This is a genomic window from Pseudomonas sp. TWR3-1-1 (assembly GCF_049896545.1).
Taxonomy (GTDB): Bacteria; Pseudomonadota; Gammaproteobacteria; order Pseudomonadales; family Pseudomonadaceae; genus Aquipseudomonas; species Aquipseudomonas weihenstephanensis.
The window spans coordinates 39,876-52,972 of sequence record NZ_JAFCUO010000008.1; the positions used below are offsets into that span (position 1 = coordinate 39,876).

Here is a 13,097-nt window from a genome sequence, read left to right on the forward strand (position 1 = left end):
CTCGCTCAACCCCGTTACGCCAACTGGGCCGCCTTGTCGTCGGGCAGGACACGCCTGGGTTTGCGAAACACCAGCACGTTGCCGAGCATCACCAGCACCAGCCCCGCCAAGGCCGGTGCTGTCCATTGATAGCCTTCGGCGAAGGCCGACACGTTCAGCGCCACCAACGGGAACAGCACCGTGCAATAGGCGGCCCGCTCCGGCCCCATGCGCCCGACCAGGGTCAAATACGCGGTAAAGCCAATCACCGAACCCGGTATCACCAGGTACAACAACGAACCGATGTAACGCGTGTTCCATTCCATGGTGAAGGGAATGGCGCTGAACACACAGTACAGCGCCAGCAGGCTGGCACCGTAAAGCATGCCCCACGCGTTGGTGGTCAGCGGTTTAAGCCCGGCCTTTTGTTGCAGGCTCGACAACATATTGCCCGCCGAAAAACACATCGTACCGAGCAAGGCCAGGCCCAACCCGAGCAAGGTGTCCGGGGTCGCGGTGTGGGCACTCAGTTCCGGCCAGAATAAAAAACCCAGCCCCAGCAACCCCAAACCACCGCCGAGCAATACGTTGCGGGCGATTTTTTGCTTGAAGAAAATTCGCGCATTCAACGCGTTCCACAGCGTGGCGGTAGAAAACACCACAGCGATCAAACCGGTGGTCACCCACTGACTGGCCGTTAAAAAGCACATGAAGTTGACACAAAACAGGCACACCCCCTGCGCCAGGCAAATCAGGTGCCCGCGCCGGGTCATCACCTGCAATTTGCGTGTGAGCAGCAGCAACACAAACAGCACCAGCGCCGCCAGACCGAAGCGGTACACAATCGACACGGGAATCGCCACCACCCCCAACTGCAACTTGAGCGCCAGCCAGGTGGTGCCCCAAATCAGCACGGTCAAAAGATACAAAGATAGGTTCATGGCACGCTCCTGAAGATGACCTTCAGTGTGAATCGCGCCCTGCCGAGGCACTTGCAGATTCTTGCGCTTTTGTCGCTCGGGGGCTGGCGGCGCTGACGCGGCAGAGTAGGATGCAAGACGTTGGAGAAATGACCATGACCGCGTTCGACACCCTGCAAGTGTTTCAGTCCATGAGCCGCTCGCCCAATGCTCGCCTTGAGCACTGCGCCGAGCTGGGTGACGGCATGGCCGCCGCTTTGTGGACCAACCATCACGATGCCCGCGACTATGAAGCGCCCACCCATCACACCCTGTCGTGCTACATCTCGGGCGGCACCGGTACGTTTCGGCGTGAGCAACCCAGCGCCCGGGGCGCACCGGGCAAACTTTGCGTGTTGCCTGCCGAGCACCAATCGGCATGGGTCATCAATGGCGAAATCCGTCTGGCCCATGTGTATGTCAGTCAGGCGCAATTCGCCCTCGGTTGCATCAGCCTGCTCGATAAAGAACCGCGCACGCTGCAATTGCGTGAGTACACGTTTCTGGACGATGCGCAGCAAACCATGCGCTTTCATCAATTGCTGCAGATGAACTGGACTGAACCGGGCGAGCGTATGCTCACCAGCAGCCTGGCCAACGAATTGCTCGACCACGCTGTACTGAGCCAGGTGGGGTTACGCGAGGGTTTGCAACTCAAGGGCGGACTGGCGGCGTATCAGCGCCGCCAGTTGGTGGACACCATCGAACAGCAACTGGCCGAGCCGTTAAGCATCGGCCAGTTAGCGGCGCAGTGCGCGCTGTCGCCTTATCACTTTGCGCGCATGTTTCGTGAAAGCTTTGGTGTGGCACCGCATCAATACGTGCTGGCGCGGCGCTTGAGTCGAGCGCGCTCATTACTGCGGCACAGCTCGCTGGCATTGGGCGAAATCGCACTGAGCTGCGGTTTCGCCAGCGCCAGCCACTTCACCAACCGGTTTAAACACACGCTGGGCGGTACGCCGGGCGAATACCGCGCGGCGTTCAGGCCATAAACCCGCAGTCGCAGCCCAAGGCGGCGCAGCGAGTTAAAACTCCAGCGTGCTGGCCACGGACACTTGCCGCGAGTCGCCCATCGAAACGAAGGTGCGACTGGCCGCCGAGGTGTAGTACGTGCGGTCGAACAGGTTTTTGATGTTGAGTTGCAATTTGACCTTTTGCCCTTCTACCTGCGTGTCGTAGGTCGCAAACGCATCGGCCACCGTGTAGCCCGGCAGGTCGAAGTCGTTGAGGGCGTCCCCTGCACGTTCGCCGACATACCGCGCACCCGCACCGAGACGCAATTTATCGCCGCCAAACACGCTGCCGACCTCATACACGGCCGACAGTGAACCGCTATTTTTGGCCACGTTTTGCAGGCGCATACCATTGTAGACAGGGTCTTTGGTCACCTCGGCATCGGTGTAGGCGTAGCTGCCAATCAGGCTCCATTGGTCGCTGAGCTGGCCACTGACGTCCAGCTCCAGGCCCCGCGAGCGAACTTCGCCCGCCGCTGAATACACCGTGTCTTCGCCCACGGTGGTGGACACCAGTACGTTGCGTTTTTTAATGTCATACAACGCCACGGTGCCGGTGATGCGCCCCGGCATGTCCAGCTTGGCCCCCACTTCCCACGACTTGGACTGCTCAGGTGCGATGGCCGAGTCCAGCACCACGCCGCCGGTCAGCGGGGCGATGGTGGAGTTGGGTTTGAACGATTCGGTGTAGCTGGTGTAGAACGACAGCTCGTCGGTGTAGCGATACACCAGCCCGGCACGCGGGATCCACTTCTGACCGTTGTTGTCGGTGTTGGCGGTAAACGGGCGACCTTTGCCCGCCAACTGGTCGTACTTCTGGAACCGCCCGCCTGCCACGAAAATCCATTGGTCGGTAAGGTGAATCGAGTCCTGCATAAAGAGCGAATCGCTGCGCAGCAGGTCGGTCTGGTTACTGTCGCTGGCGCTGACGGTGGTGCCGGCCACTTCACGGCCATACACCGGGTTGAGGTAGCTGAAGGGGTATTGGCTGTTTTGGCGGATTAAATCGGCGCGGTAAATCTTGCGGTATTCATCGTCCAGCCCGAACACCACGTCATGCTGCATACCTGCCGCCTGCACCTTGCCTTGCAGGCTGAGCGTGGCAAAACGGTCAGTGGTGATTGCGCCTTGAGTGCCGTCCATTTTGCGCGTGAGGGTGCCGGTCTTTGGGTTGACCGCCGTGACCCGCACTTGGCTGGCGTCGTAGGTTTCGCGGTTCCAGCTGTAGCCGAAGTGGGTTTTCCAGTCATCGTTAAGGTCGTGATCGACCTCAAAACGGTACAGGTCCGAGCGTCCTTGCATGTTGTTGAACGGCTCGTCCAGACGACGTGTGGCCGGAATGTCCAACGGGTGGTTGGTCGCAGGATCAATGGCGGAGCCCCGGTCAAACGGCGACAGGAACTCGCGGTGTTCGTAAGCCAGCAACACTTGGGTCGTGTCGCCGTACCACGCCAGCGACGGGGCAATCAGGGTCTCGCGGTGCGTGCCGAAATTGCGCCAGTAATCCTCATCTTCGTGGTCAACGATCATGCGATACGCCAGCCCCGAATCCCCCAGCGCGCCGGTGCTGTCAAAGCTGCCACCGCTGCCGTTTTTGCCCGAGCCGTAAGTTGAGCCGCGCACCGTCAGGGCGTTGTACTGCTCCAGTTGCGGTTTTTTGCTCACCACGTTGACCACCCCGCCGGGGTCCTGGATGCCATACAACAACGAGGCCGGGCCTTTGAGCACTTCGATTCGCTCGGCGGTGGCATTCAATGCGCGCCCCTGCACCAGCGGCATGCCGTCGCGCATGATCGAGCCATCGCGGTTGTCGCCAAAGCCGCGTTTCATCACGGAGTCCTGGGTGCTGCCCAGCGTGTTGCCCTGGGTGATGCCGCTGATGTTGTTCAGTGCATCGTCCAGATTGCGCGGCACCTGATCGCGGATCACCTGCGCTGGCACCACGTTAATGGTCTGCGGGATTTGCAGCGTGTCGCCCTGCCCGCGCATCACCGAGGTCACGGCGGGGGGCTGATAACGGGTGTCGTTTTGCGCCAGCGAAGTGATGCGGGTGGCGCCCAGGTTCAAGGCACCTGCGGTCGGCGCGGGTTCGAGGGCGAAGGTGTGGGCGTCTGTGCGTCGGGCCGTGAAGCCAGACTGCGCGAGCAAGGTAAGCAATGCCTGTTCGGCACTCATGCGGCCCTTGAGCGCGGGGGCTTGCAAACCATACGGTGCTTCGTCGGTGTAGACCACGCTCAGGCCGGTCAGCCGACTGAAGTCATTCAACGCCTGAGGCAAGGATTGGGCAGGCAGGTTGAAGGCAAATTCACGCTCGGTGTGATGGGCGGTGGCCTCTGCGGCCACAGCCACGCTCAACGGGGCCAATGCCATACCGGCCATCAATAACGCAGACGCACCTAACCACTGTTTAACCGAACCGCTTGGCGCTGACATTGCCTTGGACTTCATGCTCATGACCTGTGTGTCGACCTGTTACGTAATGCGAATTTTTCGCATTTTCAAGCACTACACGGATCGGCGAGGGGTTTACCTCACCCTGGATTGAAAAATAATCGCGGTGACGGTTTTTCCCTCATCCCAACCCACTCCCGAAAGGAGAGGATGGGGATGGGGATGGGCGAAGGCGTCAACGCAACACAATCACCCGTCCAAGCAAGCTGTGCTGCTCAAACCCCAACACGCTCTGCAAAGAATCCAGCACCGCTTGCGGGTCGCGGCTGGGGAAATTGCCACTGATACGCCGACGCCCCAGCTCGGCGTTGAGCAACACAATGTGCCCCGGAAAATAACGTTCGAGGTCCGCCACTACGTCTACCAGCGGCGTTTTTGCATACGTCAGCCACCCGGTTCGCCACCCCAGCTGACTTTTAGCGTGCGCGGCATGCAGCGTCTGCGTAACGCCGGCACCGTATGCCACTTGCTGGTCAGCGGTAAGAATTTGCTGCGGCGCGCCTTTGCCAGCCGTCACACCCACCCGGCCGGACAACACCGTCACTCGCGCACCTGTGGGCTGCAAACGCACTTCAAACTCAGTGCCCAGCACCCGCGCTTGCCCCTCATGGGCATCGACTACAAACGGCTCGCCCGTGTGCGTGACATGGAAAAAAGCCGCGCCACGGCGCAACTGCACATGGCGCTCGCCAGCGCTGAAATTCACCGCGAGGGCGCTGTCGGCATCCAGTGTGATGTGCGAGCCGTCCACCAGCGTGATGGTGCGCACTTGCCCCGGCGCACTCACATAGTCGGCGCCCAAATCATCGACCCAGCGTGCTGGCTGCCACCCGGCAAACACGCCAACCATCAGCAGCAGGCATGCGGCTACGGCCAGCCCACTGGACCACTGCCACACACGACTGCGTTTGGATTCATTCATGGCTGACAGGTAACGCTGCATCGCCAACGCGTCTTCATCAGCCAACTGGCGGCCTGCGACTTCGGTCAATTCCCACACCACTTGCGCCTGAGCGTAGGCCTCGGCATGGGCTGGGTCTGCCTGTAACCAACGGCTGAAGGTGGCCTGGTCGCCGCTGTCGGGCTGGTCGTGCAATACGCTCAACCACGCCAGCGCCGTACGCTCTTGTTCAGCGGTAATGGGGATGTTCGAACGGTTGATCACGGCGCTGTCCCTGTCGGTGGCTCACGCAAGCTGGCCTTGCAGGCTTCAAGGGCGCGCATCATATGTTTTTCGACGGCACTTTGGGACACGCCCATGACCTTGGCGATGTCGGCGTAGGTACGGCCATGAATGCGATTAAGCAAAAAGATATGCCGCGTGCGCTCGGGCAAGGTGCGCAACGCGGCTTCGACCTGACGTAAATCGTTGCCCGCCTCAAGCGCTGCCTGCGGCTCACCGCCGTGGCTATCGGGTTCAGTCTGCCACTGCTGGTTGATTCGCCCGCGCGAGCCTTCACTGCGTAAGTGATCAATTGCGATGTTGCCCGCGCACCGCAGCAGGTAGGTGCCCAGCTCTTCGACCTGCACCAGAGGGCGGCGCCAAAAACGCACAAATAAATCCTGTACCAAATCAGCTGCCGTCGCGCGACAACCCACGCGGCGGCTGACCAGTGCTTCCATTTGCAGGCGTTGGGATAAAAAAACCTGTAGGAAATGCGCACGTCCATGGCGCGATTCGCTGTCGGGGCCTTCCTGAAGGTCGGGAGGATTCATGGGCGTCGCAAGCTGATGTTCAAAAGGAAAGCGATACTAATGATAAATATTCTCATATGCAAAAGCAGATGACGGCCTGCACGCACGTTGCTGATCAAGGGTGATTGCCCAATGCAATCACACACCCCTACAATGCGAACAATTCTTGTTCTCTAAAGCGTTTTTAGCGCAGTCGGAGTGTTGGTTGTCGCAGTCAAATCACGTTGAGGTCCTGTATGTGGACCACCACAGCTGGCTCACAGGCTGGTTGCGGCGCAAGCTTGGCTGCCCGCAAAGCGCCGCTGACCTGGCTCAGGACACGTTCATGCGCCTGCTCACGGCGCGCGAAACCCCGACCCTGACCGAGCCGCGCGCGTTTTTGACCACCGTCGCCAAGCGCGTGCTGTTTAATCACTACCGTCGCCAGGACCTGGAGCGCGCCTACCTGCAAGCCCTGGCCGATCTCCCCGAAGCAGTCGCGCCGAGTGAAGAAGAACGCGCAATCATCCTGCAAACCCTGGTGGAGCTGGACCAATTGCTCGACGGCCTGCCCTCCCCGGTCAAACGCGCGTTTTTGCTGGCGCAACTCGATGGCCTGAGCTACGCGCAGATCGGCGCGCAACTGGGCATTTCCATTGCGACGGTCAAACGCCATTTGAACAAAGCTGCCCTGCGCTGCTATTTCGCCTTATGAACGGCACATTCAATAATCCCCCGGATATCGCGCCGCAGGTGGCTGAGCAAGCGGTGAGCTGGCTGGTCGAAATGCAGGGCGGGGCGCTCAGCCCGCGTCGTCAGCAGGCGTGGGAGCAATGGCTCGACGCTCACAGCGAGCATCAGCGTGCGTGGGATCACATTCAACGGGTCAATCAGCGCCTGCGCGGGTTGCATTCGCCCCTCGCCCACGCCGCCCTGAACGCCCCTAAAAGCAGTACTCGGCGCCAAGCCCTCAAGCTATTGCTGCTAGTGGGTGCAGGCTCGGCCGTGACTTATGGCCTGCGCCAACAACTGCCCATCACGCCTCTGTTGGCCGATTACAGTAGCCCGGTGGGTCAACGCCGCACGGTGAAGTTGCACGATGGCAGCCAGATCCAGCTCAACACCGCCAGCGCGGTGGACGTGACCTTTGACGCACAACAGCGGCTGATTCGTTTGCTTGAAGGCGAGATGCAACTGACCGTGGCTGACGATCCGCGTCCGTTGCACGTTGTGACCGCGCACGGTCTTTTACAGCCCCAAGGCGCGCGCTTCAATGTGCGCCAGTGGCGTGACCACACTCAATTGGCGGTCTTTGCAGGGCAGGTAAAACTATCGCCTGTGGCGCACAGCGGCGGTGCGCTGGTGGTCGAGGCTCGCCAGCAAGTGAGTTTCACCGCAAAGGCATGGAATGCGACGCACGCACTGGATGCAGGCAGTGGCGCCTGGGTCGACGGCATGCTGGTGGCCGCGCATATGCGTTTAGGCGACTTTCTCGCCGAGCTGGGGCGCTACCGTCGTGGTCAGCTCAACTGCGACCCTAAAGTCGCCAACCTGCTGATCTCCGGCACTTACCCGATTGACGATACCGAGCGCGTGCTCGATGTGTTGCCCCTCAGCCTGCCGGTACGGGTCAGGCGCTTTACCCGCTATTGGGTCACGGTTGAATCCAACGTTTAGCCCCTCATTGGCGCACGGTGCGATTTAATTTTGCGCGGTTGAGCTGATTTCACATCTGGCGTGACAGAGAAGGTAAGCCACTTCGATTCTCATCTTCTCAGGACCACTTCATGCCCGTTCAGCCTACGCGTCTCACCTGCCTGGCCCGTTTAGTGTTAGGTGCCAGTCTCACTCTGGGTGCCTTACCCATGGCGTTTGCCGAGGCCAGGGCCTATCACATCGCGCCCACTTCACTGGAAGCGGCCTTGAACCAGTTTGGTCGCGAAGCCGGCGTGCTGATCTCATTTGGTTCGTCCACCGCCAGTGGCATTCAGAGCCGTGGCCTGGAAGGCAACTACAGCCCGGAGCAAGGCTTGCAAGCCTTGCTCGAAGGCACTGGCCTGCAAGCCCGCGCTGAGGGCCAAGGCGCGTTCAGCCTGCAACCGGTGACCCGCGCCAGTGCTCCAGCCAGCATTGAGTTGGGCGCCTCCAGTGTGGTCGGCGACTGGTTGGGTGACGCCGCACAGACGGACGTGTTCGAACACCCCGGTGCACGTGACGTGATCCGCCGCGAAGACTTCGAGCGCCAGGGCGCCACCTCGGCCCGTGAGGTGCTGAACCGCATCCCCGGCGTCAACGCCCCGGAAAACAACGGCACTGGCAGCCATGACATGGCCATGAACTTTGGCATTCGTGGCCTCAACCCGCGCCTGGCCACCCGCTCCACGGTGCTGATGGACGGCATCCCCGTGCCGTTCGCGCCGTATGGCCAGCCGCAACTGTCGTTTGCGCCCGTGAGCATGGGCAACATGGACGCCGTCGACGTGGTGCGCGGTGGTGGCGCGGTGCGCTATGGCCCGCAAAACGTAGGCGGCATCGTCAACTTCGTGACCCGCGCCATTCCCGACGAGCCGACGGTCAAGGCCGGTTTCCAGACCGAGACCAGCCCGTCTTCCAGCCATGACGGTTTCAAGACCACCGGCAACCTGCTGGCTGGCGGCACAGCCGACAACGGACTGGGCGGTGCATTGCTGTATTCCGGCACACGCGGCGGCGACTGGCGCGAACACAGCGACACGCGCATCGATGACTTGATCCTCAAAGGTAATTACCAAATCGATGACGCCAACAGCCTGCACGCGATGGCGCAATACTACGACGGCGAAGCCGATATGCCGGGCGGCCTGAGTACAGCGGCCTACAAGGCAGACCCGTATCAGTCGACACGCCCGAACGACAAATTCTGGGGCCGTCGCACGTTGGTCAATTTCGGTTATCGCTATCAGCACGATCGCCGCGAATTCACGGTCAACAGCTTCTTCACCAAAACCCTGCGCAGCGGCTATCTGGATCAGGGTTCATTCCTGTCCTTGTCGCCCCGCCAATATTGGGTGCGCGGCATTGAAACCCGCTTCTCCCAAGGCTTTGATCTGGGCAACACGGCCCATGAAGTCGGCGTGGGTTATCGCTATATCAGCGAGGCCGGGCATGAGTTGCGCTATCGCACTCCGATTGCGGCCAACCAGTTACCGACCACCAACAGCCGCAACGACCGCGACACCCGTGGCGCCACCGAAGCCCATGCGTTCTTTATCGATGACAAGATCGACATCGGTCAGTGGACATTCACCCCCGGCATTCGCTACGAAATGATTGAGCAAGAGCAAACCAACCTGCTGACCCACGTTAAATACAAAGGCGACTACAACACCCCGCTGCCCGCCTTGAATGTGCTGTACCACGTGACAGACAGCTGGAACATCTACGCCAATACCGAAAGTTCGTTCGGCAGCGTGCAATACAGCCAAATGCCGAACCGGGTCAGCGGCGGCGAAGTCAAGCCGGAAAAAGCCCGCACTTGGGAGCTGGGCACACGCTACGACAATGGCAACCTGCGGGCGGAGATCGGCGCGTTTCTCATCAACTTCAACAACCAATACGACAGCAACCAGACCACCGACACGGTGATCGCCCGCGGCAAAACCCGTCACCAGGGCATCGAGGCCAGTGTGAACTACGCACTGGACGGCCTGACCCCGGCGCTGGCAGGTTTTGACGTGTATGCCACCTACGCTTATGTCGACGCGACCATCCGCGAAGACGGCCCGAACAAGGGCAATCGTGTGCCGTTCTCCTCCAAAAACAAAGGCACATTGGGTATCGGTTACACCCAGGGCCAATGGAAAGCCAACCTCGACAGCAGCTACCAGACCGACCAGTTCGCAGATAACGCCAATACCCGTAAAGAAAGTGCTGACGGCAGCACCGGCAAAATCCCCGGCTACATGGTATTCAACAGCCGCGTGGGCTATGACTTCGGGCATCAATTGTCGGACCTGAACGTCGCGGTCGGGGTTAAAAACATCCTGAATCACGAATACTTCACCCGCTCATTTGACGACAACAACAAGGGCAAATACGTGGGAGAGCCGCGCACGGTGTACGTACAGACATCTGTCGCATTTTGATATAAATCGGCAAAAGTCCGCACCCACGGGCCTTTCCTACAAACCGAAGACTGACGCCGAACACGGCATATGATCTTTCCTGAAAATAGAGCTTGAAATATTTGCCCATCGGCTCAAACACTGTGACTGAGCAATGACGATGAACCTTTGTCCACTCAAGGCCGTCAGACCTCACACGAGCACGCTGAAATAAGGGAAGCACTATGCAAATCCAGGTCCATTGCGATAAACACATCAAAAATGACGTTCGACTGGAGGAGTGGGTAAACACCACTGTTAAAGATAGTCTCGACCTTTACAAGGATGACATCACCCGTGTCGATGTTTTCCTGAGTGATGAGAATGGTGGCAAGTCAGGGCCAAACGACAAGCGCTGCAAAATGGAAGCGCGCCCAAAAGGCCATCAACCACTGATCGTCACTGAAGACGCCGACTCCGTAGACCGAGCCGTCGAAGGCGCTGCCGAAAAACTGCAACACGCACTTGAGCACTTGTTTGGCAAACTGCGAAACAAACCTTCGGCGAAACTGCCCGCTGAAGGGTTTGGTGAAGAAGAGTTAAAAGAAAGCGCTGACGACTTGCTCGAAGAAGAGTTTTTGGAAAAAGAAAAAGAACTCGACAAAATCAGCTGATTCAGCTGGCAAGACGCACAAAAAAAGGGCGGGACTACTCAGGTAGTCCCGCCCTTTTTTGTACGGCTGCGCCGGGTTTACAGCTCGCCCTTCTCGACCTCAGGATGTTCCCCGGAGCCAGCACCGGTCTTGCGGTGCGGGTTTTCGATCTTCACCGACGGAAACTGCGACGAGGCATAGCGCACCACCAGAATCGCAAAGGCCAGCAGCAAAATGGCGCCGGTCAAATACACCACACCCATGTCTGGCGGGTTGTGATGCGACACGTTGGAAATCAGCAAACGGGTCAACGCCGTAATCGCCACATAAATCAGGAAGCGCACCGGCATGTGGTTGGTCTTGAAATAAATCCCGACCATGGCGCCCAATTCGAGGTAGATAAACAGCAGCAGGATGTCATCGATGGAGATATTGCCCTTCTCCACCATGCCCAGAAATTCCATCACGGCGGCCCATGCCGTGACCGCACCAATGGCGAACAACGCCAGGTAGTGGAAGGTTTCGACAAACAAATTGCCCATCGACTCAGCCAGTTCATGCACTTGGCGCCGTAGCTTTTCGGCTTTATTCACTTTCACGATGCAGCTCCTTGAAACGACTCGAACGGATCATCCGCGATGCTCATGACACTTTCTGCATGCAGAAAAAAGGCCAGCACCACGAATGAGAAGATGGCAGGCCGCCATTAGACACGTCGTGTACCCCGCTTCACACGCCAATTGCAGCTAGAGTAAAAAAGCCGCTATTCAAATGCTGGCGATTGGCTTATCCTTTTAGCTGTATATAAATACAGTAATCGCAAGACAACTTATCGTGAAGGCATATGAGGTGGTAAATGGCCGTCGAAGTGGTATACCGCAGCAGCCGAGATCTGGAGCGTTTGTTCATGGATAAAGCCGAAGCTGACCGTCATGACAAAATGCTTGAACTGGCAGAGTTGCTGGCTGAAGTGTTGCAAAAAGCGGTGCCGTCCTTGAGCGAGCAGCAAGTTGAAGAAGCCGGTATCTACATGGCGAAAAACCGCGATGTGTTTGCCAAGGCGTTCAAGAGTCAACCCGATGCACTCTCCGAGTTGCTGGTCGCAAGCGAGTAATCGCCCACGGCACTCGCTTGACTCTCCCCCTAGGGGCAGGCTCTACGCTGCAAGACCCTCTTTGTGGTTGGTGTCTTAATGAGCAAGCGAGTGCTGGTGATTCTGGGCCACCCTTCTACCCACAGTTTTTGTAGCGCGCTGAGCGACTGTTATGTCGCGTCGGCGACAAGCGCAGGCCACGAGGTACGTGTACTGCGCCTTGGTGCGTTGCGCTTTGATCCTGTGCTGCATGAAGGGTATCGACAGGTTCAGCCGCTGGAGCCTGATCTGCTCCATGCGCAAGCCGACATCACCTGGGCCGAGCATCTGGTGTTGGTTTTTCCCATCTGGTGGGGCGGTGTTCCTGCCCTGTTGAAGGGCTTTCTTGATCGCGTGCTGCTGCCTGGCTTTGCCTTCAAATACCAAAAAGGCAACCCCTTCCCCGCCAAACTCCTCACCGGTCGTACGGCCCATTTGCTGGTGACGATGGACACCCCGCCTTGGTACTACACGTGGGTTTATCGAATGCCCGGCCTGAATCAAATTCGCAAAACCACGCTGGCGTTTTGCGGTATCAAACCGATTGCGACCCTGACGTTCGGTCCTCTGCTCGACTCCACCCCCGCAAAAAGACAGACTTGGCTGCAACACGCCCGCGCCCTGGCATTGCGTTAAGCGATACCCGGCGCTTCGATTGGAAAGGGACTTTTCATGTACATCGGCAAAGCCGCTCAGTTGTCGGGCACCACCATCAAAACCATTCGTCACTACGAAGCCATCGGGTTATTACCCAGCCCACAACGCCGTGGTGCCTACAGGGTGTACACCGAGCACAGCGTTGAACGCCTGAGCTTCATCAAATGCGCGCAACAACTGGGCTTCAAGCTTAAAGAAATGCAGGCGATGCTAAAAAACCAGCCAGACCAGACACTGCCGTGGGACGTAGTAAACAAGGCCATTGCGGATAAAAAAATGGCTGTGATGCAGCACATACAAGCCCTGCAAACCGTGTATGAGGGGCTGCAAGCATTTGAAGCCTTTTACCAAGAACACCCGACCCAGAGCCTCGGTTTTGCTGACGACACGCGCTGCCCGCAGCGCCCGATTGAACTGCAATCACAGCACTTGCCGCGCTGACCAACGGGTGTAGCGAGCATTAACAGAGCAAACCGCAGGTTCGCAGGGGAGGCTGT

Annotated in this window: 13 protein-coding genes; 8 read left to right on the top strand and 5 right to left on the bottom strand. The window is 58.8% G+C overall.

Translation table 11 applies throughout. The features are described from left to right. Positions 1–14 precede the first annotated feature (14 nt). On the bottom strand, positions 15–920 hold the full coding sequence (locus ACP7A4_RS17060) for a DMT family transporter (RefSeq protein WP_426247840.1): 906 nt from the start codon (positions 918–920) through the stop codon (positions 15–17). 134 nt (positions 921–1,054) lie between these two features. Between ACP7A4_RS17060 and ACP7A4_RS17065 the strand changes: the two genes are divergently transcribed. Further along, on the top strand, positions 1,055–1,930 hold the full coding sequence (locus ACP7A4_RS17065; protein ID WP_059761914.1) for an AraC family transcriptional regulator: 876 nt from the start codon (positions 1,055–1,057) through the stop codon (positions 1,928–1,930). Positions 1,931–1,963: 33 nt separating this feature from the next. On the opposite strand, the gene ACP7A4_RS17070 is transcribed toward ACP7A4_RS17065, so the two are convergent. From ACP7A4_RS17070 to ACP7A4_RS17080, 3 genes are all read right to left on the bottom strand, one after another. Then, positions 1,964–4,399, bottom strand: coding sequence for a TonB-dependent siderophore receptor (locus ACP7A4_RS17070; RefSeq protein ID WP_426247841.1), 2,436 nt, complete (start codon positions 4,397–4,399; stop codon positions 1,964–1,966). A gap of 178 nt (positions 4,400–4,577) precedes the next feature. Further along, a complete protein-coding gene (locus ACP7A4_RS17075) occupies positions 4,578–5,567 on the bottom strand; it encodes a FecR family protein (protein WP_426247842.1) in 990 nt (329 codons plus the stop codon). Next, positions 5,564–6,118 carry an RNA polymerase sigma factor gene (locus ACP7A4_RS17080; protein ID WP_203303925.1) on the bottom strand — a complete coding sequence of 185 codons (555 nt, stop codon included), beginning with the start codon at positions 6,116–6,118 and terminating at the stop codon, positions 5,564–5,566. The genes ACP7A4_RS17075 and ACP7A4_RS17080 overlap by 4 nt, the downstream gene beginning before the upstream one ends. 184 nt (positions 6,119–6,302) lie before the next feature. Here ACP7A4_RS17080 and ACP7A4_RS17085 point away from each other — a divergent pair, with 184 nt between their 5' ends. From ACP7A4_RS17085 to ACP7A4_RS17100, 4 genes are all read left to right on the top strand, one after another. Further along, positions 6,303–6,791: a sigma-70 family RNA polymerase sigma factor gene (locus ACP7A4_RS17085; RefSeq protein ID WP_059761918.1), complete on the top strand. Its 489-nt coding sequence runs from the start codon at positions 6,303–6,305 to the stop codon at positions 6,789–6,791. Beyond that, the gene (locus ACP7A4_RS17090; protein ID WP_426247843.1) at positions 6,788–7,753 is read left to right on the top strand and encodes a FecR domain-containing protein; all 966 of its coding nucleotides are present in this window, start codon (positions 6,788–6,790) and stop codon (positions 7,751–7,753) included. The genes ACP7A4_RS17085 and ACP7A4_RS17090 overlap by 4 nt, the downstream gene beginning before the upstream one ends. A 110-nt stretch (positions 7,754–7,863) precedes the next feature. Beyond that, positions 7,864–10,200 (top strand): TonB-dependent Fe(3+) dicitrate receptor FecA, encoded by a 2,337-nt coding sequence (gene fecA / locus ACP7A4_RS17095; RefSeq protein WP_203303927.1) that lies wholly within the window; start codon positions 7,864–7,866, stop codon positions 10,198–10,200. A 203-nt stretch (positions 10,201–10,403) separates the two neighbouring features. Next, complete coding sequence (locus tag ACP7A4_RS17100) at positions 10,404–10,832, top strand: HPF/RaiA family ribosome-associated protein (protein WP_426247844.1); 429 nt, start codon at positions 10,404–10,406, stop codon at positions 10,830–10,832. Between the two features lie 77 nt (positions 10,833–10,909). On the opposite strand, the gene ACP7A4_RS17105 is transcribed toward ACP7A4_RS17100, so the two are convergent. Further along, positions 10,910–11,410 carry a phosphate-starvation-inducible protein PsiE gene (locus tag ACP7A4_RS17105; protein ID WP_048363205.1) on the bottom strand — a complete coding sequence of 167 codons (501 nt, stop codon included), beginning with the start codon at positions 11,408–11,410 and terminating at the stop codon, positions 10,910–10,912. Positions 11,411–11,667: 257 nt separating this feature from the next. Between ACP7A4_RS17105 and ACP7A4_RS17110 the strand changes: the two genes are divergently transcribed. From ACP7A4_RS17110 to ACP7A4_RS17120, 3 genes are all read left to right on the top strand, one after another. Then, positions 11,668–11,925, top strand: coding sequence for a YebG family protein (locus ACP7A4_RS17110; protein WP_048363204.1), 258 nt, complete (start codon positions 11,668–11,670; stop codon positions 11,923–11,925). Between the two features lie 78 nt (positions 11,926–12,003). Continuing rightward, the gene (locus ACP7A4_RS17115) at positions 12,004–12,579 is read left to right on the top strand and encodes an NAD(P)H-dependent oxidoreductase (protein WP_426247845.1); all 576 of its coding nucleotides are present in this window, start codon (positions 12,004–12,006) and stop codon (positions 12,577–12,579) included. Positions 12,580–12,615: 36 nt separating this feature from the next. After that, entirely contained in the window at positions 12,616–13,041 is a 426-nt protein-coding gene (locus ACP7A4_RS17120) for a MerR family transcriptional regulator (RefSeq protein WP_082706736.1), read from the top strand. Positions 13,042–13,097: the final 56 nt, after the last annotated feature.